Source organism: Saccharothrix sp. DSM 118769 (genome assembly GCF_052936295.1).
In genome coordinates this window covers 5,317,729-5,341,787 of sequence record NZ_CP193627.1, presented here as the reverse complement: position 1 = coordinate 5,341,787, position 24,059 = coordinate 5,317,729, and the positions used below count along the sequence as shown (strand labels likewise).

At 74.1% G+C, this 24,059-nt stretch carries 20 protein-coding genes; 14 read left to right on the top strand and 6 right to left on the bottom strand.

The window, feature by feature from the left end; translation table 11 throughout:
- Positions 1-111 precede the first annotated feature (111 nt).
- The 4 genes from ACRAKJ_RS22860 (at position 112) to ACRAKJ_RS22845 (ending at position 5,859) form a co-directional block, all read left to right on the top strand.
- The gene (locus ACRAKJ_RS22860) at positions 112-1,644 is read left to right on the top strand and encodes a glycoside hydrolase family 76 protein (protein WP_438925355.1); all 1,533 of its coding nucleotides are present in this window, start codon (positions 112-114) and stop codon (positions 1,642-1,644) included.
- 97 nt (positions 1,645-1,741) lie between these two features.
- The gene (locus ACRAKJ_RS22855) at positions 1,742-3,064 is read left to right on the top strand and encodes a M20/M25/M40 family metallo-hydrolase (RefSeq protein ID WP_438925369.1); all 1,323 of its coding nucleotides are present in this window, start codon (positions 1,742-1,744) and stop codon (positions 3,062-3,064) included.
- A gap of 283 nt (positions 3,065-3,347) precedes the next feature.
- Positions 3,348-4,529, top strand: coding sequence for a hypothetical protein (locus ACRAKJ_RS22850; RefSeq protein WP_447008650.1), 1,182 nt, complete (start codon positions 3,348-3,350; stop codon positions 4,527-4,529).
- 190 nt (positions 4,530-4,719) lie between these two features.
- Complete coding sequence (locus ACRAKJ_RS22845) at positions 4,720-5,859, top strand: S1 family peptidase (RefSeq protein WP_447008649.1); 1,140 nt, start codon at positions 4,720-4,722, stop codon at positions 5,857-5,859.
- Here ACRAKJ_RS22845 and ACRAKJ_RS22840 read toward each other — a convergent pair.
- A complete protein-coding gene (locus ACRAKJ_RS22840; RefSeq protein WP_447008648.1) occupies positions 5,849-7,828 on the bottom strand; it encodes an MFS transporter in 1,980 nt (659 codons plus the stop codon). The genes ACRAKJ_RS22845 and ACRAKJ_RS22840 overlap by 11 nt on opposite strands.
- Positions 7,829-7,954: 126 nt before the next feature.
- Here ACRAKJ_RS22840 and ACRAKJ_RS22835 point away from each other — a divergent pair, with 126 nt between their 5' ends.
- From ACRAKJ_RS22835 to ACRAKJ_RS22810, 6 genes are all read left to right on the top strand, one after another.
- Entirely contained in the window at positions 7,955-8,782 is an 828-nt protein-coding gene (locus ACRAKJ_RS22835; protein ID WP_438925635.1) for a peptidoglycan DD-metalloendopeptidase family protein, read from the top strand.
- A gap of 9 nt (positions 8,783-8,791) precedes the next feature.
- The gene (locus tag ACRAKJ_RS22830; RefSeq protein WP_438925634.1) at positions 8,792-9,526 is read left to right on the top strand and encodes a hypothetical protein; all 735 of its coding nucleotides are present in this window, start codon (positions 8,792-8,794) and stop codon (positions 9,524-9,526) included.
- A 10-nt stretch (positions 9,527-9,536) separates the two neighbouring features.
- The gene (locus ACRAKJ_RS22825; RefSeq protein WP_438925633.1) at positions 9,537-10,742 is read left to right on the top strand and encodes a glycoside hydrolase family 3 N-terminal domain-containing protein; all 1,206 of its coding nucleotides are present in this window, start codon (positions 9,537-9,539) and stop codon (positions 10,740-10,742) included.
- A 77-nt stretch (positions 10,743-10,819) separates the two neighbouring features.
- Positions 10,820-11,677 (top strand): alpha/beta fold hydrolase, encoded by an 858-nt coding sequence (locus ACRAKJ_RS22820; protein WP_438925632.1) that lies wholly within the window; start codon positions 10,820-10,822, stop codon positions 11,675-11,677.
- 111 nt (positions 11,678-11,788) lie between these two features.
- On the top strand, positions 11,789-12,712 hold the full coding sequence (locus ACRAKJ_RS22815) for a hypothetical protein (RefSeq protein ID WP_438925631.1): 924 nt from the start codon (positions 11,789-11,791) through the stop codon (positions 12,710-12,712).
- A 7-nt stretch (positions 12,713-12,719) separates the two neighbouring features.
- A complete protein-coding gene (locus ACRAKJ_RS22810) occupies positions 12,720-14,324 on the top strand; it encodes a trypsin-like peptidase domain-containing protein (RefSeq protein WP_438925630.1) in 1,605 nt (534 codons plus the stop codon).
- 56 nt (positions 14,325-14,380) lie between these two features.
- Here the strand turns inward: ACRAKJ_RS22810 and ACRAKJ_RS22805 are convergent, their stop codons facing one another.
- Genes ACRAKJ_RS22805 through ACRAKJ_RS22785 form a run of 5 tightly spaced genes read right to left on the bottom strand, consistent with a single transcriptional unit; the run spans position 14,381 to position 18,686 of the window.
- Positions 14,381-14,800 (bottom strand): PRC-barrel domain containing protein, encoded by a 420-nt coding sequence (locus ACRAKJ_RS22805; RefSeq protein ID WP_438925629.1) that lies wholly within the window; start codon positions 14,798-14,800, stop codon positions 14,381-14,383.
- Between the two features lie 49 nt (positions 14,801-14,849).
- A complete protein-coding gene (locus ACRAKJ_RS22800; protein WP_438925628.1) occupies positions 14,850-15,485 on the bottom strand; it encodes an NUDIX domain-containing protein in 636 nt (211 codons plus the stop codon).
- Positions 15,482-16,687: an adenylosuccinate synthetase gene (locus ACRAKJ_RS22795; protein ID WP_438925627.1), complete on the bottom strand. Its 1,206-nt coding sequence runs from the start codon at positions 16,685-16,687 to the stop codon at positions 15,482-15,484. Before ACRAKJ_RS22795 ends, ACRAKJ_RS22800 begins: the two co-directional genes overlap by 4 nt.
- Positions 16,684-17,667, bottom strand: a complete 984-nt coding sequence (locus tag ACRAKJ_RS22790; RefSeq protein ID WP_438925626.1) for a hypothetical protein — start codon at positions 17,665-17,667, stop codon at positions 16,684-16,686. Before ACRAKJ_RS22790 ends, ACRAKJ_RS22795 begins: the two co-directional genes overlap by 4 nt.
- Before the next feature lie 2 nt (positions 17,668-17,669).
- Positions 17,670-18,686: an adenylate cyclase gene (locus ACRAKJ_RS22785; RefSeq protein ID WP_438925625.1), complete on the bottom strand. Its 1,017-nt coding sequence runs from the start codon at positions 18,684-18,686 to the stop codon at positions 17,670-17,672.
- A 161-nt stretch (positions 18,687-18,847) separates the two neighbouring features.
- On the opposite strand from ACRAKJ_RS22785, the gene ACRAKJ_RS22780 reads away from it, so the two are divergent.
- The 4 genes from ACRAKJ_RS22780 (at position 18,848) to ACRAKJ_RS22765 (ending at position 24,012) form a co-directional block, all read left to right on the top strand.
- The gene (locus tag ACRAKJ_RS22780) at positions 18,848-19,651 is read left to right on the top strand and encodes a GNAT family N-acetyltransferase (protein ID WP_438925624.1); all 804 of its coding nucleotides are present in this window, start codon (positions 18,848-18,850) and stop codon (positions 19,649-19,651) included.
- A 43-nt stretch (positions 19,652-19,694) separates the two neighbouring features.
- Entirely contained in the window at positions 19,695-20,684 is a 990-nt protein-coding gene (gene ppk2 / locus ACRAKJ_RS22775) for a polyphosphate kinase 2 (protein WP_438925623.1), read from the top strand.
- Between the two features lie 101 nt (positions 20,685-20,785).
- Complete coding sequence (locus ACRAKJ_RS22770) at positions 20,786-22,489, top strand: alpha-glucosidase (RefSeq protein ID WP_438925622.1); 1,704 nt, start codon at positions 20,786-20,788, stop codon at positions 22,487-22,489.
- 92 nt (positions 22,490-22,581) lie between these two features.
- The gene (locus ACRAKJ_RS22765; protein ID WP_438925621.1) at positions 22,582-24,012 is read left to right on the top strand and encodes an RICIN domain-containing protein; all 1,431 of its coding nucleotides are present in this window, start codon (positions 22,582-22,584) and stop codon (positions 24,010-24,012) included.
- Positions 24,013-24,059: the final 47 nt, after the last annotated feature.

Here is a 24,059-nt window from a genome sequence, read left to right as displayed (position 1 = left end):
GGGGGTACCCGTTCTGTCCGGCTTGTCAGGGCCGGCGGTGTTGACGGTTCGTCGCGGCCACTCCTAGCCTCGCTGTGAGAGCGTTCTCACACTCCCTGCGGTGAGGTGCCCGTGCTGAACAACGTCGTTCTCGCGTCCCTGCTCCTGTCCCTCGTCACCGTCCCGGCGCCCGACCCGGCCCCGCCCCCGGGTTCGCCCCCGGCACCCGCCTGCGACGCCTACTGCGACACCCGCGACCCCGCCCTGCCGCCGAGCGCGCACCGGTCGCCGACCCGACCGGCCGCGGCACCGCCGCCGACCGCCCTCGCCATCGTCTGCAACCTGCACTGCGACGCGCGCGACCCGGCCCTCTCGGCGGGGGAGCGGGTCGCCCAGAGCACGCCCGCCGGCACCCGCCAGGTGTCGCTGCGCTTCGACAGCACGGAGACGATGGGCTGGGCGGTGATCTCCGGCGGCGGCCAGGGCGACGCGGTCTGGCTGGACCGCTCCTTCGACGCCGGCGCGACCTGGGAGCCCAAGGTCGGCGCGACCACCGTCCCGGCCGGCCGCGGCGGCTGGCGCACGCTCATGCACAACGTGGACGACTGGAACAACCAGGGCGTCGGCCTGCTGCGCGCCTGCGGCCAGCCGGCCGGGTCGTCGGGCATCGCGTGCACCGGCTGGTACCGCACCACCTGGAACGCGGGCGACCGCCGCACCGCCGCCGCCACCGCGCTGATGCAGCGGTACAACCGGGGCACCGGCCTGTTCGACACCACCGGCTGGTGGAACTCGGCCAACGCGCTGACCGCGGTCATCGACAACGCCCGGGTCAGCGGCATGGGCAGCTACCGCTACGCCATCGCCCGCACCTACGACCTCAACCGCACCGCCTGGCAGGGCGACTTCGTCAACGAGTACAACGACGACGTCGCGTGGTGGGGCCTGGCGTGGATCGCCGCCTACGACCTGACCGGCGAGCGCCGCTACCTCGACACCGCCCGCGCGGGCGCGGAGCACGTCCAGCGCTTCTGGGACGCCACGTGCGGCGGCGGCATCTGGTGGACGTCGAGCCGGACCTACAAGAACGCCATCGCCAACTCCCTGTACGTCCAGCTCAACGCCGCCCTGCACAACCGGCTGCCCGGCGACACCACCCACGTGCGGCGCGCCCGGGACGGCTGGCGGTGGTTCGAGGCCAGCGGGATGATCAACGGCTCGAACCTGGTCAACGACGGCCTCACCACGTCCACGTGCCGCAACAACGGCCAGACGCCGTGGAGCTACAACCAGGGCGTGCCGCTGGCCGCGCTGACCGAGCTGCACCGCGCCACCGGCGACCAGGCGTACCTCGCGCGGGCCCGCGCCCTGGCCGACGCCTCCACCACCAGCGCCGTCCTCAACCCCGGCGGCGTCCTCTTCGACGACGGGGGCGGCGGCGACGTGCCGTCCTTCAAGGGCGCCTACGCGCGCGGCCTGGGACAGCTCGACCGGGCCCTGCCCGACCGCCCCTACAGCGCCTACCTGAAGCGCCAGGCCGACACGGCCCACGCCCGGGACCGCTCCGGCGCCGACTCCTACGACCAGCCGTGGGCCGGGCCGTTCCGGTTCAGCGACGCGGCCCGCCAGCACAGCGCCGTGGACCTGATGAACGCCGCGCCCTGACCCCGCCGCCCCCGCGGCCCGGACCCCGGAGCCGGCGAAAGCGCGCACGGCTCCCACCGATCGGCCTACCAGGTGGTAGGAAGGGCGCGTGAGCAACGTGGATGACGTGGCGGGGTTGCGGCTGGCGCAGGACGAGGTCGTGTCCCTCACCAGTGAGCTGATCAGGATCGACACGACCAACACCGGCGACGCCTCGACCCTGGTGGGTGAGCGGGCCGCGGCCGAGTGGGTCGCCGAGAAGCTGGCCGAGGTCGGCTACGAGACGACCTACGTCGAGTCCGGGGCCAAGGGCCGGGGCAACGTCTTCGCCCGGCTGGAGGGCGCGGACCGCTCGCGCGGCGCGCTGCTGGTGCACGGGCACCTCGACGTGGTGCCCGCCGACGCCTCCGAGTGGTCGGTGCACCCGTTCTCCGGGGCGGTGCAGGACGGGTACGTGTGGGGCCGCGGCGCGGTCGACATGAAGGACATGGTGGGCATGACGCTGGCGATCGCCCGCCGGCTCAAGCGGGACGGGATCGTGCCGCCCCGCGACATCGTGTTCGCCTTCCTGGCCGACGAGGAGGCGGGCGGGCTGTTCGGCGCCAAGTGGCTCGTGGAGAACAAGCCCGAGCTGTTCGAGGGCGTCACGGAGGCCATCAGCGAGGTCGGCGGGTTCTCCATCACGCTGAAGGACGACGTCCGGGCGTACCTGGTGGAGACCGCCGAGAAGGGCGTGCACTGGCTCAAGCTGCGGGTGAAGGGCACCGCGGGCCACGGGTCGATGCTGCACCGCGACAACGCCGTGACGAAGCTCGCCGAGGCGGTGGCGAAGCTCGGGCAGCACCGGTTCCCGATCGTCATCCGGCCGTCGGTGCGGGAGTTCCTCGACGGGGTGTCGGAGATCACCGGCCTGGACTTCCCGGACGACGACGTCGAGGGCGCGGTCGGCAAGCTCGGCGCGCTGTCGCGGATGATCGGGGCGACGCTGCGCGACACCGCCAACCCGACCATGCTGTCCGCCGGGTACAAGACGAACGTCATCCCGTCGTCCGCCGAGGCCACCGTGGACTGCCGCATCCTGCCCGGCCGCGAGGAGGCGTTCGACCGCGAGCTGGCCGAGCTGCTCGGCCCGGACGTCGAGCGCGAGTGGCTGGGCCTGCCCGCCGTGGAGACGACGTTCGACGGCGCGCTGGTCGACGCGATGACCGCCTCGATCACCGCCGAGGACCCGGGCGCCAGGGTGCTGCCCTACATGCTGTCCGGCGGCACGGACGCCAAGTCGTTCCAGCAGCTCGGCATCCGCAACTTCGGTTTCGCCCCGCTGCGCCTGCCCGCCGACCTGGACTTCTCCGCGCTGTTCCACGGCGTGGACGAGCGCGTGCCGGTCGACGCCCTCCAGTTCGGCGTCCGCGTCCTGGACCGCTTCCTGCGCAACTCCTGAGCCGCGCCCCCGCGCACCGGGTCCAGGCCGGTGCGCGGGTTCACACGTTCGCGTGGAGGATCGGTCGCGGCGGGTGTAATTGATCATCCTAAGTGGACGTGCAGGTGCGCGCGTCGGCAGAATCCCCGGTGGCCACAGGGCGGCCTGACGCGGCGATCCCGCGCGCCGCCCCCGCCGGTGACGCGCCCGCGCACCGGTCGGCGGCCCCGACTTCGCCGCTCCGACTTCGCCGCTCCGACTTCGCCGCCCCGGCGGCTGCCCGACACGCCTGGAGAGAACCGTCATGCCACCCCCCGCGCGCTCCCGCTGGACGCCCCGCCCCCTGCCCGTGCACCTCGTCGGCTCGCTGCCGCGCCCGCTGTGCGACGACCCCGCCACCGCGATGGGCTGGGTCCTGCGGCACGGTGGCGGGGCGGCGCTGACCGCCCTGCCGTACGACCGCGACCCGCGCTGGATCATCGAGTGGCTCACCCACGACCTCGCCTCCGTGCCCGCGCTCGACCGGGTGCGCGGCGGCGAGAGCCGGGGCTACCACGACATGCCGTGCTACCGGGTGCGCCCCGGCCACCGGCTCGCCCCCGACGACGTGGCCTTCGGCAGGCTGGAGCAGGCCGCCGCCGCGTCCGCCGCGCTGGAGGCGGTCGACGCCGGCGGTCCGCTGCGCTTCCAGGTCGGCATCCCCAACGCCCTGGACCTGGCGGTGTTCGCGTTCGGGCCGGAGGCGGCCCGCGAGTGGATGCCGGTCGTGCAGGCGGCCGTCGTGGGCGAGGTCGCCCGGGTCGCCGCGCGGTGGGGCGACCGCGTGCAGCTCCAGCTGGAGACCCCGGCCGTGCTGGTGTCCTACCACCGGACGCCGCCGTCGCACTGGCCGGAGCTGACCCACGAGCTGTCCCGGCAGGTCGCCGGGGTGCTCGGCGCCGCGCCGCACGTCCCCTGGGTGCTGCACCTGTGCTACGGCGACCTGGAGCACGCGCCGGTGTTCGCGCCCGCCGACCTGGAGCCGCCGGTGGAGTTCCTCAACGGGCTCGCCGACGTGCTCGCCGAGCGGCGGCTGCCGATGCCGACCGTGCACCTGCCGGTCGCCTGCGGCGACAGCGCCCCGCCGATCGACCCGGTGTTCTACGCCCCGCTGCGGCGGCTGCGGCGCGGGGTCGACGTCATCGTCGGCGCGGTCGCCGAGGCCCACCCCGGCGCCACCCGCCGGGCGCTCGCGCTGACCGCGGACGCCCTGGGCGGGCCGATCGCCGGGATCGCCGCCGCGTGCGGGCACGGTCGGCGCACCGTCGACGCCGCCGCGGCCAACATGGAGCTGGCGGTGGAGCTGGCGCGCGAGTGGGGGCCGGTCTTCGACGGTCCGGTCCTCGGGGGACCGGCGCCCGACGGCCCGGTGGTCGACGGTCCGGTGTCGGGCGGCCCGGTGGTCGGCGGCTCGGTGCCGGGCGGTCCGGTGCCCGACCGGGTGTGAGACCGGGTGTGAGATCGGCGCGGGGCGTCGCCGGGAGGCGGCGCCCCGCGGGATTGACGTCGGGCCGAGACCTTGGCATGGTCTGAACCAGATCGGTTGTGAGAGCGCTCTCAGGATCTTGCCCCGGGCGCGCGGCCACCTCCCTGTCCGGCCGCGTGCCCGCCCTGTGGACAAGGAGGACCGCGTGAACATGACAACGTTGACGAAGGTCGGCGCGGCCGTCGCGCTGACGGTGGCCGGGCTGGTGGCCGCGCCCGCGGCGCAGGCGGCGCCGGTGACGGCGGGCCAGTTGTCGCCCGGCCTGGTCTCCTCGATGCGGGCCGCGTTCGGCCTGACCGAGCAGCAGGCCCTGGCCAGGATCTCCCAGGAGGCGACGGCCACCCGCCTGGCCCCGTCCGCGCGCACCGCGGCGGGCGGCGCGTTCGGCGGCAGCTGGTTCGACTCGGACCGGGGCGTGCTCGTGGTCGGCGTGACCGACGAGAAGGCCGCCGACCGGGTGCGCGGCACCGGCGCGGAACCGCGGCTGGTGGCCCGCACGGCCGCCGAGCTGGACCGGGTCAAGGACCGGGTCGACGCCCTGTCGAGGGCGGGCGCCGTGCCGTCGGCGGTGACGAGCTGGCACCCGGACCCGCGCAGCGGGGCCGTCGTGGTCAACCTGCGCGCTGGCGAGCAGGCCGGCGAGGTGGCGGCCTTCCTCGACCGGGTGAAGGAGTTCGGTCCCGTCGAGGTCAACACGGAGGGCGTCACCGCGCCCGTGCCGTTCGCGGCCGGCACGGTGGGCGGCGACCCGTACTACACCGGCAACGTGCGGTGCTCGATCGGGTTCTCGGTGCACGGCGGGTACGTCACGGCCGGTCACTGCGGCGGCACGGGCGCGCAGGTGTACGGCTGGGACCGCTCCTGGCAGGGCACGTTCGCGGGCTCGTCGTTCCCCGGCAACGACTACGCGTGGGTGCGCACCGGCGGCGGCTGGTGGAACGCGCCGGTCGTGCTCGGCTGGGGCACGGTGAGCGACGCGCTGGTGCGCGGTTCGTGGGAGGCCCCGGTCGGCACGTCGGTCTGCCGCTCCGGCTCCACCACGCGCTGGCACTGCGGTGTCGTCCAGTCCCGCAACGAGACCATCAACTACGCCCAGGGCGCCGTGTACCAGATGGCGGGCACCAGCGTGTGCGCCGAGGGCGGCGACTCGGGCGGCTCGTTCATCACCGGCGACCAGGCGCAGGGCGTCACGTCCGGCGGGTACGGCAACTGCTCGTCCGGCGGCCGGACCTGGTTCCAGCCGGTCAACGAGATCCTGTCGGTCTACGGGCTGAGCCTGCTCACCGCGTGACCCGGACCGGGTGGGCGGCCCGCTCGTCGACGAGCGGGCCGCCCGTCGCCAGGTCCAGGTCCACCGTGCGGCGCTGCGGCGTCACGACCACGTCCGTGGCGTGCGCCCCGCCGCCGGGCGGCAGCACGGTCAGCACGTAGCCGCCCAGCGGCGGCAGGGGCAGCGCGTAGCGGCCCTCGGCGTCGGTGCGGGTGTGCTCGGCCGTGTCGCCGCCCGCGCCGGTGAGGGTGACCAGGGCGCCCGCCACGGGCGCGCCGCCGTCGCTGACGATCCCGGCCAGCTCGCGCCGGTCGCACAGCACGATGCGCTGCGGCCGGTCGCCCAGGTCGAGGACCTGGGAGCGCGACGACCAGCCGTCCGCGGAGCAGACCACCAGGTAGCGGCCGGGGCCGGGCAGCGCGGCGGACCACGACCCGGAGCTGTCGGCGCGCGACCAGTCGGTGTGCTCGCCCTGGAGGGTGAGCACGGTGACCACGGCCAGCCGGACCGGGTGCCCGTCGGGGGTGACCACGTCGCCGGTGACGACGACCTCGTCGCTGTCCGGGGCCACGTCCCGAGCCGGGGCGTTGACCGTGGTGACGCTGCGGCCGGGCAGCGCCAGGGCCAGGGCGGCGGCCAGCACGGCGGCGGCCCCGGCGATCCACGCGGTCAGCGCGAACGCGCCGGCGCCGGGCGCGGCGACCCCCGCCACGGTGGTGGTGCCCGCGGTGAGCACGGCCGCGACGACCGCGCTGGACGTCGAGGTGCCGATCTGGCGGACGAGGGTGTTGAGGCCGTTGGCCGACGCGGTCTCGGTGATCGGCACGAACCGCATGACCAGGATCGGCATGGCGGCGAACGCGATGGCCGTGCCGACGGAGATGACCGTGGTGGCGGTGATGAGCTGCCAGAGCCCGCCGGTGACCAGCGCGCGGCCGGCGTAGCCGAGCGCGATGACCAGCGAGCCGGCCATGAGCGTGATGCGCGCGCCGTAGCGGCGGGTCAGCGCCGCCGACACGGGGGCCAGGAACACCATGACCGCGCCGCCGGGCAGCATCGCCAGGCCGGCGGCGGTGGGGGTCAGGCCATGGCCGACGCCGGTCGACGTGGGCAGTTGCAGCTCCTGCGTGCCGACGAGCAGGTTCGCGTACATGGCGAAGCCCGCGAGCAGCGAGGCGACGTTGGTCAGCAGCACGGGCCGGCGCACGGACGTGCGCAGGTCGACCAGCGGGTTGCCGGTGCGCAGCTCCCACGGCGCGGTGATCGCGAAGCCGATCGCGGCCACCGCGGCGCACACCAGCGTCTCCCGGCTCGTCCAGCCCCACGCCGAGCCCTTGGAGATCGCCAGCAGCAGCGAGGCCAGCGACACCGACAGCAGCACCGCGCCCACCACGTCGAACCGGCCGGGGCTGCGCACCGGGGACTCCGGCACGACCACCAGCACCGCGACGAGCATCAGCGCGCCCATGCCCGCCGACACCCAGAACAGCGAGTGCCAGTCGAGCACCTCGGCGATGACCCCGCCGAGCGGCAGGCCGGCCGCCGCGCCGATGCCGAGGGTCGCGCTCATCAGCGCCACGGCCGAGCCGACGCGCTCCTTCGGCACCTCGTCGCGCATGATGCTGATGCCGACCGGGATGAGCGCGGCGGCGAAGCCCTGCAACGCCCGGCCGATCATCATCCAGGTCAGGCCGGTGCTCACCGCGCACACCGCCGAGCCGGCCACCAGCACGGCGAGCGCGATGGCCATGACCAGGCGCTTGCCGACCATGTCGGCGACCTTCGACAGGATCGGGGTGGCCACCGCGCCGGTGAGCAGGGTGATCGTGACCAGCCAGGACGCGTTGTCCGCGGTGGTGTCCAGCAGCTCGGGCAGCTCCGGCAGCAGCGGGACCACGAGCGTCTGCATGAGGGACACCACGGTCCCGCACAGGCTGAGCACGGCGATGACGAGGCCGACCGGACGCCTCACACCCGGAGCACGGTTCACGCCCGGAAGCTTAGCCTTACGAACTACTACCTGCCGTCCGAACGGCCGTCGGTCGAACGAACGATGCCGAGCCCCCGGCGTCGTCCCTAGCGTCCTGGGCACGCACCTCCGACCGGGGAGTTCACCATGGACAACGGCGGGATCAGCAGGCGGACCCTGTTACAGGGCACGGTGGCGGCGGGCGTCGTCACCGCGGTGGGCGGCACCGCCGCGCTCGCGGCCGTGCCGGGGTTCTACAACCCCTTCAGCGGCTACGCCGTCACCGGCAGCTGGCAGGACCACCTCAACCGCGGCTCGCTCGGCGGCATCGACTACGGCATGGCCGTCGGCACGCGGCTGCCCGCCGCGGGAGGCGGTGTCGTCACCAACACCCCCTACAACGGCACCGGCGGCCACACGGTCACCATCCAGCACGACAACGGCTACCGCAGCCAGTACATGCACCTGTCGCAGTTCCTGCTCGGCAACGGCACGCGCGTCGGCATGGGCGCCGTGGTCGGCCTGTCCGGCGGGGCCGCGGGCGCCCCCGGCTCAGGCTCGTCCACCGGCCCGCACGTGCACTGGCACATGATCAAACCCAGCGGCACCCGCATCAACCCGCTCACCTTCCTCGGCAGCAGCCCCGGCACCGGCCTGCCCAAGACCTCCACCGAGCAGGACGGCGTCCCCGGCACCGTCCTGTGGGAGCGCGCCCAGAACTGGCTGCGCCTGGAGCACGGCTACCCGGGCCCGATCGACGGCGTGCCCGGCACGAACACCTACGCGGCCCTCCAGCGGGGCGTGCGCGGCTACGGCTACACAGGACCCATCGACGGCGTGATGGGCCCGAACTCGTGGGCCGGCGTGCAGCGACTCGCCGCAAGGTGGGGCTACACCGGGCCGATCGACGGCGTGATGGGCCCGAACTCGTGGCGCGGGTTCGCGCGCTTCCTCAACCAGGACGAGTACGACTAGGGGGACGCCGTGCTCGTCCAGGCACTGGTCGCGGCGGTGATCGCCGCCGCGACCCCGGTACCGCCCGGTGTGGTCACCGGGATCGACGTCGCCACCCGGCAGGCCGGGATCGACTTCGCCCGCGTCCGCGCCGACGGCCACGGCTTCGTCGTCGTCAAGACCGGCGGCTCGCAGCTGTCCGGGGGGCCCTGCACCGGTTCCCGCTACCGCGAGCAGGTCGCCGCGTTCTTCACCCGCGTGCACGAGCGCGTGGGCGACCACGTGCCGTGGCTCTACCCGGGGGCGGCCGACCTGAGGTCCGGGACGTGGCCGCGCACGATCGCGTTCGGCGCGAAGCTGTGGGTGGCGTCGTGGGGCGCGAACGACGGCGGCTACCCGGGCGAGCCGGACCTCGGCGGCGCCTACCCGGCGTGGAGCGCGCACCAGTACACGTCGGTGGGCGCGGTCGGCGGGGTCCGCGTGGACCTCAGCGTCGCGCGACCCGCCGCGTTCGACGTCGTGACGCCGGGTGAGCCGCCGGACGACCCGCCCGGCCTGCCCAAGACCTCGACCGAGCAGGACGGCGTCCCGGGCGCGGTCTTCCGGCAGCGCGTGCGGAACCGGCTCGCCCGGGAGGCCGGGTACGCGGGGCCGATCGACGGCGTGAGGGGCCCGAACTCGTGGCGCGCCGTCGCGCGCTTCCTCAACCAGGACCGCTACGACCAGGGGTGTGCCGATCGGGCGACCACCGGCGCCATGACGTAACTTGGGTGCCGTGCGGGACCAGCAGCCGAGCAGGCGACACGGCGGCCGGAACGCCGGTACGAGGGCGTTGCTGGTGTTCGCGGCGGTCGGCGCGCTGCTCGCGGCGGTGCTGCACGACCCGGGCACGTCGGTGGCCGGCCGCCCCGTCGCCGGACCCGCGCCCTCCTCCTCCCCGTCCTCGCCCGAGGCGACCGCCGCGCCCCGGCCCGAACCGGCGCCCGCGCCCGACCCGTGCGCCGTCGCGGCCGGGGCGCTGCCGCTGCGCGCCCGCCTGGCCCAGCTGCTCGTCGTCGGCGTCGACCCGCGCGGTCCCGCCGACGCGCTCGGCATCGTCCAGCGCGACCAGGTCGGCGGCATCTTCGTCGGCGGCGACGCCCCCGGCCTGCTCAGCGGGGGCGCGCTGGAGGCGGTGCGGGCCGCGGCGACCCTGCCGCTGATCGTGGCCGTGGACGACGAGGGCGGTCGGGTGCAGCGGGTCGACCAGCTCGACGGCGAGCTGCCCAGCGCCCGGCGGATGGCCGCCGACCTGTCGCCGGACCAGGTCCGCGCGCTGGCCCGCGAACGGGCCGCGCGGCTGCGCGACCGGGGCGTGACGATGGACCTCGCGCCCGTCGTGGACACCAGCGGCCAGGGCGACCGCACGGTGATCGGCGACCGCTCGTTCAGCCCGGACCCCGAGGTGGCCGCCCGCTACGCGCTCGCGTTCGCCGACGGCCTGCACGACGCGGGCGTGACGCCCGTGCTCAAGCACTTCCCCGGCCACGGCAACACCAGCGGCGACTCCCACCTCGGCGCCGTGCGGTCGCCGCCGCTGGACGCGCTGCGCGGCACGGACCTGGTGCCGTACCGGGACATCGGCCGCTACGGCGAGGTCGTGGTGATGCTCGGCCACATCGACGTGCCGGGCCTCACCGGCGGCAGGCCCGCCACGCTCAGCGGCGAGGCGTACCGGCTGCTGCGCGAGGAGTTCGGCTTCACCGGCCCGGCGATGACCGACGACCTGGGCGCCATGAAGGCCGTCACCGACCTGGTCGACCTGCCCGAGGCGGTGCGCCAGGCGCTCGCCGCCGGCGCGGACCTCGCCCTGTGGTCGTCGGGCGGGCGCGTCGCGCAGGTGCTCGACCACCTGGAGGTCTCGGTCGCGACCGGGACGCTGCCCGCGGCGCGCGTCGACGAGGCGGCCCGCCGCGTGCTGGCCTCGAAGGGCTCCTGCTGAGCGCGCCGACCGCCGCGTGACGAACCGCCTACCTACTCGTTGGTAAAGCAACATGGCCGACGGAAGGGGCAGCGGGGATGGCGACCGAGCGGTTGCGGCTGGAAGACGGTGCCGAGCTCAACGTGGTGCGCAGCGGTCCGGCGGACGCGCGGCTGACCGTGGTGCTGGCGCACGGCTACGCGCTGGACCACCGCAGCTGGCACCGGGTGGTGGCCGCGCTGCCGCCCGACCTCGCGGTGATCAGCTACGACCACCGGGGGCACGGCTCGTCCACGCCCGCCGACAAGGCGACGGCGACCATCGAGCAGCTGGGCGACGACCTGGGCGAGCTGATCGAGCGGCTGGTGCCGGAGGGCGGCGTCGTCGTCGCCGGCCACTCGATGGGCGGCATGGCGGCGATGGCCATGGCCGAGCGGCGCCCGAGGCTGTACCGGCAGCGCGTGGCCGGGGTGGTGTTCGTGTCCACGGCGGCCACCGGCCTGGCGGAGACCTCGCTGGCGTGGCCCAAGGCGCTGGGCAAGCTGGTCCGCGAGCTGGAGCGGGCGTTCGGGCCGCTGGTGCGCACCATCCGGGAGAAGATCGAGCCCGCGAAGACCGCCGGCCTGCGCTGGTGGCTGTTCGGCGACGAGCCCCGCCGGGAGGACGTCGACCTCACCGCCGACATGGTGTGGGCGCACTGGCCCGGGACGATCGCGCTGTTCCGGCCCGCCGTCGACCGCTACGACCGGGAGGCCGCGCTCACCGTGGCGGGGGAGCGGCCCGTCGTGGCGATCGTCGGCGACGAGGACCGGCTCGTCCCGGAGGGCGACGCCAAGGCCCTCGCCGCCTCGGTCGGCGGCGAGTCGGTCGTGGTCGAGGACGCGGGTCACATGCTGCCGCTGGAGGCGCCCGCGGAAGTCGCCGCGCAAATCCTGCTGCTCGCCGCGGACGAATAGGTTCATTTCCGCTGAATTCACCCGGATGACGTACTTCGCCATTGGTAACGCCGTGTCGACCGGTGGCGAAGTACCACTGGGCACGATTCGCGCGGGAAAGGGTGGACGGTCTTGCCGCACGTCACGTTCATCCACGGCATCGGTAACAAACCGCCCGCGGCGAGGCTGGGCCGCAGCTGGCGGGGCGTGCTCGCCGAGAACGGACTCGACCTCGACGCGTCCGGCGTGACCAGCACGTTCGTCTACTGGGCCGACCTGCTGCACCCCGCGCCGCTGGAGGAGGCCGAGCACGAGAACGCCCGCTCGTCGCTGGAGGGCCAGGCGCCCGAGATCGGTATGCGGTGGCTCGTGCGCTCGACCGGCGCGGAGGCGGCGTTCATCGCGGCACTGGCCGACCGGGTCGGCCTCGACGAATTCGCCTCCGACGACCCGGCGCTGCCCGCGGTCGGCGAACCCGACCCGACGCGGGAACGCGTGCTGCTGCCGTGGTCGGTGAAACGGCGCCTGATGAAGGTGTTCCTGCGCGACGTGCACCACTACCTCTTCGACGCCGAGTTCAGCCCGCGCGAGGGCGAGTCGTACGCGATCCGGCGCGAGATCCGCTCCCGGGTGCTGCGGGCGCTGGCCGAGGGCGCCGACCGGTCCGGCCCGCACGTCGTCGTGGCGCACAGCCTGGGCAGCGTCATCGCCTACGACTGCCTCAAGCGGCTGCCGGGCTGCCCGCCGGTGGACGGCCTGCTCACGTTCGGCAGCCCGCTGGGCATCGACGAGGTGCAGGACCGGCTCCGCCCCGAGTGGAGCCGCGACGACGGCTTCCCGGCCGGGCTGCGGCGGTGGGTGAACGTCTACGACCGGCTCGACCCGGTCGCCGGCGTGGACGCGCTGCTGGCCAACGACTTCCGCCGCGGGGGCGTGAAGGCGCTCGTGGACGTCGGCGCGCCCAACCGCGGCGCCTGGCGACACGGCGCGGACAAGTACCTGGCGGGCGCGGGGCTGCGCGACGCGCTGGCCGGGATGCTCGACGAGGAGTGGTGACCACCGGGTGACCTGGGACCGCCGCACGTCGGCCCGAGACCTGTTCCGCGCGATCGACGCGCTCGACCGGCCGCGGGTGGCGGCGCTGTGCGCGGAGCTGGTCGAGCACCTGCGCGTCGACGAGCGCCCCTACCCGCTCGACCAGGCGCACCGCGTGCTGGGCGAGCTGCGGCGCAAGAGGTGCTTCGCGCCGCTGCGCGAGGTCGCCGACGCGTTCCTCCAGTCCGGGGAGGCCGACCCGACGATCCGCCGCCAGTACGCGCAGGCGCTGCTGGACCAGGGCGTGCTGACCGCCGCCGTCGCGGTGCTCGAACGCCTGCTGGAGGACGTCGCGGCGAGCCCGTACGAGGCGACCGAGGCGCGCGGGCTGCTCGGCCGGGCCTACAAGCAGATGTACGTCGCGACCGCCCCGTCCGCGCCGCGGCGCAGGCGGCGGCTGCTGGAGCTGGCCGTCGGGCACTACCGCCGGGTCTACGACCAGGCCGGGCTCGCCTGGCACGGCATCAACCTGGTCGCCCTGCTGGTGCGGGCCCGCCGGGACGGCGTGGACCTGCCCGGCGACCCGGTGCTCATCGCGCGCAACGTGCTGGCCGCGACCGCCGGCCTCGGGCACGCCGCCGGCGTGTGGGACCACGGCACCGCGCTGGAGGCGTGCGTGGCGCTGGGCCGGCACGACGAGGCCGTGGAGCGGCTGCACGCCTACCTGGGCGCGGGCGCCGACGCGTTCGAGATCGCCGGCACCCTGCGGCAGCTGCAGGACGTGTGGGAGCTGGACACGTCGGGCGAGCCCGGCCTGTCGCTGCTGCCCGTGCTGGCGGGCGCGCTGCTCGACCGCAGGCCGGCGGGCGGCGTCTCGGTCGGCCCCGCCGAGATGCGCGACGAGGTCCTCGACCGGCTCGACCACCTCCAGAAGCTGCTCGGCGACGACGGCTTCCAGACCCTCGGGTGGTTCCGCACGGCGCTGGAGAGGTGCCGGGCCGTGGCGCTGGTGGAGGACCCGGTCGACGGGGGAGTGGGCACCGGGTTCCTCGTCGACGGCAAGGCGCTGCACCCGTCCTGCCCGGACGTGGTGCTGGTGACCAACGCGCACGTCGTGTCCGCCGACCACCCGCAGGCGCTGCACCCGGACCGGGCGCTGGTGACGTTCCGCGCCCTGGAGGGCGGTCCCGGCCACCGGATCAGGCGGGTGCTGTGGTCCTCGCCGGTGGACCGGCTGGACGTGACCGTCGCCGAGTTGGACGGCGTGCCCGCGCAGGCCACCCGCTGCCCGCCCGCCCGCCGCCGCCCTGTGGTGCGCGCCGACGAGGCGACCCGCGCCTACGTCATCGGCCACCCGCGCGGTCGCGAGCAGGTGATGCTGTCGGTGCAGGACAACCGGCTGCTCGACGCCGACGACACCCGGCTGCACTACCGCACGCCCACCGAGCGGGGCAGCTCCGGGAGCCCGGTGTTCAACCGGCAGTGGGACCTCATCGCGATCCACCACGCCGGCGGCGAGCGCATGGCGCGCCTCAACGGCCACCCCGGCCTGTACCCGGCCAACGAGGGCATCTGGTTCGACCGGGTGCGCCAGGAGCTGTCCCGCGCGCTCGACGCCGCGCGGGGGGAGTGACCGCGCGGCGTCGAGTGTTCGAGGACCTTTATGACTTCAGTGTTTCTTAAAAAAGATCACTGGTTCGTGTGACTGGTGCGGTAGCTGTCGGTGTAGTACTCGCCGAGGCGGCGACGGTAGTCGTCCGCGTCGAAGTCGTCCGGTTGGTAGCCGGGCGCGTCGGTGACCTGCTTCTTGGTGCGGTCGACGCGGACCTGCTTCGCGTCGTGGTCGACCTCGGCGACCGCGCCGACCGGCAGCACCACCCGGTGGCTGGTCAGCCACGTGCCGGTGTCGACGAGCAGGCAGTCGGCGGGCAGTTCGGCGTTGTGCTCGTCGATCCGCCCGATGCGGCCGTCGACCGCGTCGACCTCGTAGCCGAGCAGGCCCACGTCGGGGCGGTCGCGGTCCTGGGCGGTCTGCCTGTTGGGGTCGTCCAGGACGGTCACCGCGTCGCGCCAGACCCAGGGTGCGAAGGGGAAGGGGTGTGGCTGCATGTGGTCCTCCTCTGTCCGGTGACGGGGGAGGGGTACCCGTTCGGGTGCCTTATGAGTCCCAGCGCCACACGGAGGGTGGTCGGCCGCCCTTGGGCAGGGCGGCGGCGTGCTGGGTGGTGCGCCGGAGGCCGGGGACGCGTTCCATGGTGCGGCCCAGGTTGGCGGGGTACGGGCGGTCGCCGGTGAGGGCCTCGGTGAGGTCGAGGGCCTGGGCGGTGGTGAACTCGGGGCCGAGCAGGCCGGCGGTGAACGCGGGGTCGCGCCAGAGCTTGTCGGCGAGCAGCGGGCGGCAGTCGGCGACGATGCGGTCGTGGTCGAAGGCCAGGGGCGGGACCTCGGCGAGGAACGCCCAGTGGGTCGGGCCGTCGGTGAGGCGGGCCGGGTCGAGGGTGGCCCAGAGGGCGACGGACAGGGTGGGGCCGCGGGGGTCGCGGGAGGGTTCGTCGAAGGTGGCGAGCTGGCCGGTGGCGGAGACGGCGTCGGCGGGCAGGCCGAGCTTGTCGGTCACCGCGCGGCGGGCGGCGTCGCGGAGCCGTTCGCCGAGGCCGAGGAGGACGCCGGGGAGGGCGAGGTCCCCGGCGAACGGTTCGGCGGCGCGGGGCGCGGTGCCGAGCAGGACGGTGCGCGCGGTCGGGTCGAAGCGCAGGGCCAGCACGTCCACCGACACCGGGGTCGACTCGATCATGGGGTGATTGTCGCGCACTCCCGGACGGTGTAGTCGGTGCGGTCGGGGCCGTGCCCGGTGACCAGGACGGGCAGGTCGAGGTGGTCGGAGATCCACCGTTGCGGGTCGGGCATGTCGCGGGTGCCCCGGGCGGTGGCGACCCGGAGGCCGGTGGCGTCGAGGTGGGTGACGGCGAGGCCGTCGAGGCCGTCGCAGGCGGCGACCGAGTGGGTGAGGAGTCCGGCGTCGAGGTGCCCGGTGCGCCAGGCGCCCTGGTAGTGGCCGGTGTCGTTGTGGCGCTCGGGGAAGCGGGTGAGGAGGGCGGGGTCCTCGGTGGGCAGGGGGCCCGCGCCGTGGCGGGTCTGGTAGGTGCGGGTGACGCCGAGGGTGGTGGCGGGGCGGCCGTGCAGGAGGGCGCGGGCGTTGTGGGGGGTGGTGGTGGACCAGGTGGTGTGGGGGTGGAAGCCGTGGTGCTGGTCGAGCAGGACGCCCTGGGCGCCTTCGAGGACGAGCCGGCCCTTCCCGGTGTCGGTGTCGGCGAGGCGGGCGACGTGGTGGCGGTCGGTGGTGCGGACGGCGGCGGCGAAGTCGCGGTAGAGGGCGACGAGGCCGTCGACGTCCGTGCCGTCGCCGATGAGGGGTTCGTAGAAGCGGGCGAGGGCGTCGAGCTTGCGGCGCAGGCCGGCGGGGTGGGCGCAGTCGCCGACGGTGGGCGCGGGGCCGGGGGTGCCGAGGACGCGTTGGTGTTCGACGAGGTCGCCTTCGGCGGCTCCGCGCAGGAGGGAGTACCAGACCGTTTCGCCGATGCCCTTGCCGCAGGAGCCGTGGCGGGCGGTGCCGCGGGCGTCCTCGCGGGCGCGGTTGGCGGCGACGTGGAGCGGGGTGGTGAGGAGCGCGTCGGCGTCGACGGTGAGGGTGCCGAGGGGGTCGGGGACGCCGAGGGCTTCGAGTTCGCGGGTCTCGGCGGCGAGGGCGATGGGTTCGACGAGGACGTGGTGGGAGAGGTGGGTGGGCACGCCGGCGAGCGTGCCCGACCCGTACTGGCTGAAGGTGTGGTGGCGGCCGTCGGCGATGACGTTGTGCGCGGCCTGGGCGCCGCCGTTGAAGCGGACGACGGCGGTGGTGGGGCGGTCGTGGCACAGGGCGTCCACGACCGCTCCCTTCCCCTCGTCGCCGAAGCCGAGCCCGACGACGATGACGTGGCCGGTGAGGTCGGTGGTCATGCGAGGGTGACGTCGTCGGGGCCGTCGAGGGCGGGCGGGGTGCTCCGGCGGGTGGCGGGGGTGCGTGCGCCGACCTGGACGAGGGCCTTGCCGACGGCTTCGCCCTCGGCGGCGGAGCCGACCTCGGCGAGGTCGACCAGCGCCTGGTCGAGGTCGACGACGCGTTCTTCGAGGCCGATGGTGGCGGCGATCAGCTCGCAGACGGCGCCGGGGTCGTCGAGCTTGAGGAAGTTCTGGCCGAGCAGGTCGCGCCAGTGGTCGGCGATCCGGGGGTCGTTGTAGTAGGCGGACTGGTTGGGGAGCACGAAGTAGACGTGCCACTTGCGGGCGAGTTCGCGGTAGACGGAGGCGGGGTCGATGTCCTGCGCGACGTCGTCGCCGATGACGCGGCGGATGTGGCGCGCTTCGAGGCGGGGCTTGTTGAGCTCGTCGCCGATGAGGAAGAGGTAGCCCTTGCGGCCGCGCTTCCGCCAGGCGTCGGTGACGACGTGGCGGGCGACGAAGTAGGCGGCGAGTTCGTAGGACTCGCTCTTCTGCCCGCCGCCGTTGCCCTCCAGGAAGATGGTGCGGAGCTGTTCGTCCATGCGGTTGTCGGACTCGAACTGGCCGACCTGGAAGGGGACGCGGTCGCTGTCGGCGTCGCCGATGCCGCCGAAGAGGAGCTGGGGGTCGGTGAGGTAGCCCTTGCGCTGGATGAGGCCGTGCAGCTTGCCGAGCTTGCGCTGCATGATCTGCGGGACGCGGCCCATGGAGCCGGTGACGTCGAAGAGGACGGCGATGGGCGTGGAGTCGGCGTGGTCGGGCGAGTCGCGGCACTCGCGGGCGGTGACGCCCTTGGGGTCAAGGGAGGGGTCGGCCTTCCAGTTGGCGGACGGGGTCTTGCGCATGGTGGCGGTGTAGCCGAAGTCGTCGATGCCCTTGGCGGCGCGGAAGGTCTTGGCCGCCGCGTAGGCGTTGTCGTCCCACTTGCCGTGTCCCATGGTCAGGCTCCTGTCGTGTCGGTGGTCGGGGTGGGGAGGGTGAACGGTCGGTAGGTGCGTTCGCCGTAGAGGTCGTCGAGCAGCTCGTCGTACTCGGTGAGCAGGTCGGCGGCGTCGGGTCGGCGGTGCGGGTCGTCCTGGGTGCAGCCGCGGGCGAAGGCGCGGTGGCGGGTTTCGCCGGGTGCGAGGAGGTCGAGCATGAGCGCGTGCGCCATGTGGACGTCGGCGGCGGGGGTGAGGGGGTGTCCGCTGTGGACCTCGGGCGGGTAGCGGGTGGTCCGGTCGGTGGCGAGGGGTGGTTGGCCTGCCTCGACGGCGAAGGTCCAGCCGACGAGGACGATGCCGTGCTGCTCGGGGTGGACGAGGACGTTGTCGGCGGTGATCGCGCCGTGGACGAGGCCGGCGAGGTGGGCGCCGGCGACGGCGCGCAGCAGGCGGCGGTGCATCCAGGCGTAGTCGCGGCCGTCGAGCCCGCGGGGGAAGGCTTTGCCGACCTCGGTGAGGGTGGTGAAGCCGTCGGTGAGGGGTTCGAGGACGGTGAAGGCGCGGTCGCCGCGGGGGACGTCGCCGGAGGTGTCGAGGAGGCGGGGGTAGTAGGGGCGCAGCCAGGGGTGCCGGTCGGTGAGGCGGCGCAGGGTGGTGAGGGCGTGCCACTCGGCGTGCAGGAGGGGGTTGAGGGCGGGGTTGCGGACGAGCTTGACGACGTGGGGGCCGTCGGTGAGGTAGAGGGTGGCGACGCTGCCGGTGGCGTGCGGGCGGGTGGGGCGGTAGGTGGCGGTGGGGCTGTGCAGCTCGGTGGCGGGGGTGTGCTGCCACTCGTGGTGGAGGCGGGTGAGGCGGGCGGCGGCGGTGTGGGCCCTGGTGTCGTGGGGGCCGGTCTTGTCGGGGTGCAGGACGGTGGCGAGTGACCGGTAGAGGCGCTGCGCCTCGGTGTGCCGTGTGAGGTCGCGGGGGCCGAACAGGTCGGCCGCGTCGCGGGCTCGTTCGACCCGGTCGAGGGCTTCCTGCCTGGTGAGCATGGTTTGAGTCTATACGACTCAAACTGCGTCGCGGGGTGGAATACCGGTGTGCTCCGCATCACACGGCATTTCGGCGGCGCGTCCGCCATGTGGGCGCGGTGGACAGGGCGTCACCGCCGAACGCATTCTTCGTCGGCCAACGAACAAGCGTGGAGGTCGGCATGTCGTCGTCGGACAGCCCCGGGCGGGTCGGGGTGCGGTCGGTGCTGGACGAGCGGTCGGCGCCGGGCGGGCGATCCGTGCCGGGCGGGCGATCCGGGTCAGACGAGCGGTCGGTGCCGGACGGGTGGTCGGTGCTGGACAACCCGTCGTGGGCGTCCCTGACCGGTCGCCACGCCCACTTCGCCGAGCGGCGCGGCCGGGTGCTGCGCTACCGGCAGGACGTCGCCCCGTTCCACGCCCTGCCCGCCGACGCCGACGACGACGCGTGGGCCGACCTCGCGGTCCTCGCCGGTCCCGGCGCGGTCGTGCCGATGAACACCGCGCTCACCCCGCCGCCGCACTGGGAGGCGGTCGACCGCATCGCGGGCGTGCAGCTGGTCGACGCGGGCGTCGCCGCCCGGCCCTACCCCGAGGCCGTGCGCCTGGGACCCGACGACGTCCCCGAGATGCTCGACCTGGTCGCCCGCACCCGGCCGGGCCCGTTCCGCGAGCGCACCGTCGAACTGGGCACCTACCTCGGCGTCCGCGTCGACGGCGCCCTCGTCGCGATGGCCGGCGAACGCCTCCGCCCGCCCGGCCACACCGAGATCAGCGCCGTGTGCACCGACCCGGCCTGGCGCGGCCGGGGCCTGGCCACCCGCCTCGTGCTGGCCGTCGCCCACGGCATCCGCGCCCGCGGCGATGTCCCGATCATGCACGCCTCCGCCGCGAACACCCCGGCGATCCGCCTCTACGAGTCGCTCGGGTTCGCCCTGCGCCGGCGCACCTCGTTCGTCGCCTACCGCGTCCCGCCCGTCGGGTGACACCGCAGTTTGCGGCACCCCGCCGCAGGGTACGTCCGGGGGCGTGAACAGCGCGTTCGACCTCTCCGACCGGTTCCCCGGACTCGACATCTCCGAGTTGGTGGTGGACTACGACGACGCCGACGACCCGGTGCTGCGCCACCCCGACGGCACGCCGATCGACACCTGGCGGGAGAACTACCCGTACCCCGAGCGGATGTCGCGCGAGGAGTACGACGTGTCCAAGCGGCTGCTCCAGATCGAGCTGCTCAAGCTCCAGTACTGGATCAAGGACACCGGCGGGCGCATGGTCATCGTGTTCGAGGGCCGCGACGCCGCCGGCAAGGGCGGCACCATCAAGCGGTTCACCGAGCACCTCAACCCGCGCGGCGCGCGCGTCGTGGCGCTGGGCAAGCCCACGGACCGCGAGCAGGGCGAGTGGTACTTCCAGCGCTACGTCAACCACCTGCCCACCGCCGGCGAGGTCGTGCTGTTCGACCGCTCCTGGTACAACCGGGCCGGGGTCGAGCGGGTGATGGGCTACTGCACCGACGAGCAGTACCAGCGGTTCACGCGCCAGGCCCCCACGTTCGAGAAGATGCTCGTCGACGACGGGATCGTGCTGGTCAAGCTGTGGTTCTCGGTGTCGCGGGCCGAGCAGCGGACCCGGTTCCTGATCCGCCAGGTCGACCCGGTGCGGCAGTGGAAGCTCAGCCCCAACGACATCCGCTCGCTCGACCGCTGGGACGCCTACACCGAGGCCAAGGTCGCCATGTTCCGCGCCACCGACACGGCCAGCGCGCCGTGGACGGTCGTCAAGAGCAACGACAAGAAGCGCGCCCGCATCGAGGCCATGCGCAGCGTCCTGGCCCGCATCGACTACGACGACAAGGACGTCGAGGTCGTCGGCGAACCCGACCCGCGCGTCGTCGGCGCGGCGGCCACCCTGCTGGAGGAGGGCGAGGACGAGGCGTCGCTCAGCCCCACGCCCATCGCGCCGCCCGGGGACACCGACCACGGCCCCGGCGTCCACCCGGACGACGACGGCTCCTGATCCCGGGACGCGCGGCAACCCCCGAACGGTCGGGGGTTGCCGCGCGCCGCCGTCCACGGTGAACTGATCAGCAGCCCCGCACCGACGCACGAGGGACGCCGATGACTTCCGACCAGGCCACGTGGTGGCAGTCCGCCGTGGTGTACCAGGTGTACCCGCGCAGCTTCGCCGACTCCGACGGCGACGGCGTCGGCGACCTGGCGGGTCTCACCGCGCGGCTGGACCACCTGCAACGGCTGGGCGTCGACGTCGTCTGGCTCTCCCCGGTCTACGCCTCCCCGCAGGCCGACAACGGCTACGACATCTCCGACTACCGGGCGATCGACCCGTCGTTCGGCACGCTCGCCGACTTCGACGCCCTCGTGGCGGAGCTGCACGCGCGCGGCATGAAGCTGGTCATGGACCTGGTGGTCAACCACACCTCCGACGAGCACCCGTGGTTCGTCGGGTCCCGCTCGTCCCGGGACGACCCGAAGCGCGACTGGTACTGGTGGCGCCCGCCGCGCGAGGGGTTCGAAGCCGGGCAGCCCGGCGCGGAGCCCACGAACTGGGGGTCGTTCTTCTCCGGTCCCGCCTGGCACTTGGACGAGACCACGGGGGAGTACTACCTGCACCTGTTCGACCGCAAGCAGCCCGACCTCAACTGGGAGAACCCCGAGGTCCGCGAGGCGGTCCACGACATGATGCGGTGGTGGCTCGACCGGGGCGTGGACGGCTTCCGGATGGACGTGATCAACTTCATCTCCAAGGACCCGGCCCTGCCGGACGGGGCGACCACCGGCGTGGCCGGCCTGGGCGACGGGTTCCCGCACTTCGCCACCGGGCCGCGCGTGCACGAGTTCCTCCAGGAGATGCACCGCGAGGTGTTCGGCGGGCGCGACGGCGAGTTCCTCACCGTCGGCGAGATGCCCGGCGTCACGTGGGAGGACGCGGTGCTGTTCACCGACCCCGCGCGGCGCGAGGTCGACATGGTGTTCCAGTTCGAGCACGTCTCCCTCGACCACGGCCCCGGCGGCAAGTTCGACCCGCGACCGCTGGACCTGCGGCTGCTCAAGGCGTCCCTGGGGCGCTGGCAGACCGCGCTCGGCGAGGTCGGCTGGAACAGCCTGTACTGGAACAACCACGACCAGCCGCGCGTGGTGTCCCGCTTCGGCGACGACGGCGAGCACTGGCGCGAGTCGGCGACCGCGCTGGCCACCGTGCTGCACCTGCACCGCGGCACGCCCTACGTCTACCAGGGCGAGGAGCTGGGCATGACCAACGCCCCGTTCGCCTCCGCCGAGGACCTGCGCGACGTCGAGTCGCTCAACCACCACCGCGAGGCGGTCGCCGGCGGCGTGGACCCGGAGGTCGTGCTGCGCGGCCTGCGCGCCATGGGCCGCGACAACGCCCGCACCCCCGTGCAGTGGGACGACACCCCCAACGCCGGGTTCACCACCGGCCAACCGTGGATCGCGGTCAACCCCAACCACACCTGGCTCAACGCCGCCGCGCAGTACGACGACCCGCGCTCGGTGTTCAACCACTACCGGCGGCTCATCGCGCTGCGCCACGAGCACCCCGTCGTGGCCGTCGGCGACTTCCGCATGCTGCACCCCGAGCACCCCGCCCTGTACTGCTACGAGCGCACGCTGGGGGAGCGGCGGCTGCTCGTCGTGGCCAACCTCGGCGGCGAGCCCGTGACCGCCGGGCTGGAACCGGGCTGGGAGGCGCGGCACGTCGTGCTCGCCAACTCCGACGAGCCGCGCGTGGCCGACGGGCGCGCCGCGCTGGGCCCGTGGGAGGCGCTGGTGCTGCTGCGCTGAGCGCCTTCCGCCGAACCCGTTCGACAACTACGGTCGGCGACGAGCCTTCACCGCCGAGGCGATCTCTTTCAACGAGGAAGGAGAGCGTCGCGATGCTGCGCAGACGCTTCGCGCTCGGAACGACCGCCGCCCTGCTGGCCCTCACCGCGGTCGCGGTCCCGGCCAGGGCGGCGGTCGTCACGGTGACCAACGGCGTCCAGTTCACCGACACCGCCGGCGCCGTCGTGCACGCCCACGGCGGCGGCGTGCTCAAGGTCGGCTCCTACTACTACTGGTTCGGCGAGAACCGCAACGCCGACAACACGTTCCGGTCGGTCTCCGCGTACCGGTCGACCGACCTGCGCACCTGGGAGTTCCGCCGCGACGTGCTCACCCGGTCGTCGGCGGCCGAACTCGGCTACGCCAACATCGAGCGGCCCAAGGTGGTGCTCAACAGCTCCACCGGCCAGTTCGTCATGTGGATGCACAAGGAGAACGGCAGCGACTACGGCGAGGCCCGCGCCGCCGTCGCCACCTCCTCCACCGTCGACGGCGACTACTCCTACCGGGGCAGCTTCCGGCCGCTGGGGCACATGTCCCGCGACATCACCCTGTTCCGCGACGACGACGGCACCGGCTACATGATCTCCGCCGCCCGGGAGAACGCCGACCTGCACGTCTACCGGCTCACCCCGGACTACCTGGGCGTCGCCTCGCTGGTGCGCACCCTGTGGCCCGGCTCCTACCGCGAGGCGCCCGCGCTGTTCAAGCGCGGCGGCGTGTACTTCCTGCTCACCTCCGGCGCCACCGGCTGGAGCCCCAACCAGCAGAAGTACGCCACCGCGAGCAGCGTCACCGGCACCTGGAGCGGGTTGAGCGACGTCGGCGACGGCACCGCCTACGGCTCGCAGGCCGCCTACGTGCTGCCCGTGCAGGGCAGCCTGACCACCTCCTACCTCTACCTGGGCGACCGGTGGGCCGGGGCGTGGGGCGGGCGCGTCACCGAGTCCCGCTACGTGTGGCTGCCGCTGCGCTTCCCCTCCGCCACCACCATGGCGATGAGCTGGTCGCCGCAGGTCGCCGTCGACACCGCCACCGGCACCGTGGACCCCGTCGGCGGCGGCACGCCCTACGAGACCCTCGTCGCCCGGCACAGCGGGAAGTGCGCCGACATCCCCAGCTCCTCGCGCACCGACGGCGCCGCGCTCAAGCAGTACCCGTGCAATGGCGGGCAGAACCAGCAGTGGCAGGTGGAGGACGCGGGCGGCGGGTACGCGCGGCTGATCGCCCGGCACAGCGGCAAGTGCCTGGGCGTGGCCGACTCCTCCACCGCCGACGGCGCGGCCGTCGCCCAGTACGCGTGCACCGGCGGCCAGAACCAGCAGTGGCAGCTCCAGGCCACCGGCTCGCACCACCGCGCGGTGGCCCGGCACAGCGGCAAGTGCCTCGACGTGACCAGCGCGTCGAGCGCGGACGGCGCCGTGGTCAAGCAGTACTCGTGCAACGGCGGCGACAACCAGCAGTGGACGCGTCGCGGCGCGTGACCGCGCTACCCCGGGGCCGGGCGCGGCGTCTACGCTGCGCCCGACTT

Coding starts and splice junctions, on each gene's coding strand:
- ACRAKJ_RS22850 (WP_447008650.1), top strand. CDS start 3,348: ATGCCACCCCCCGCGCGCTCCCGCTGGACGCCCCGCCCCCTGCCCGTG.
- ACRAKJ_RS22845 (WP_447008649.1), top strand. CDS start 4,720: ATGACAACGTTGACGAAGGTCGGCGCGGCCGTCGCGCTGACGGTGGCC.
- ACRAKJ_RS22835 (WP_438925635.1), top strand. CDS start 7,955: ATGGACAACGGCGGGATCAGCAGGCGGACCCTGTTACAGGGCACGGTG.
- ACRAKJ_RS22820 (WP_438925632.1), top strand. CDS start 10,820: ATGGCGACCGAGCGGTTGCGGCTGGAAGACGGTGCCGAGCTCAACGTG.
- ACRAKJ_RS22805 (WP_438925629.1), bottom strand. CDS start 14,800: ATGCAGCCACACCCCTTCCCCTTCGCACCCTGGGTCTGGCGCGACGCG.
- ACRAKJ_RS22800 (WP_438925628.1), bottom strand. CDS start 15,485: ATGATCGAGTCGACCCCGGTGTCGGTGGACGTGCTGGCCCTGCGCTTC.
- ACRAKJ_RS22795 (WP_438925627.1), bottom strand. CDS start 16,687: ATGACCACCGACCTCACCGGCCACGTCATCGTCGTCGGGCTCGGCTTC.
- ACRAKJ_RS22790 (WP_438925626.1), bottom strand. CDS start 17,667: ATGGGACACGGCAAGTGGGACGACAACGCCTACGCGGCGGCCAAGACC.
- ACRAKJ_RS22785 (WP_438925625.1), bottom strand. CDS start 18,686: ATGCTCACCAGGCAGGAAGCCCTCGACCGGGTCGAACGAGCCCGCGAC.
- ACRAKJ_RS22780 (WP_438925624.1), top strand. CDS start 18,848: ATGTCGTCGTCGGACAGCCCCGGGCGGGTCGGGGTGCGGTCGGTGCTG.
- ACRAKJ_RS22770 (WP_438925622.1), top strand. CDS start 20,786: ATGACTTCCGACCAGGCCACGTGGTGGCAGTCCGCCGTGGTGTACCAG.
- ACRAKJ_RS22765 (WP_438925621.1), top strand. CDS start 22,582: ATGCTGCGCAGACGCTTCGCGCTCGGAACGACCGCCGCCCTGCTGGCC.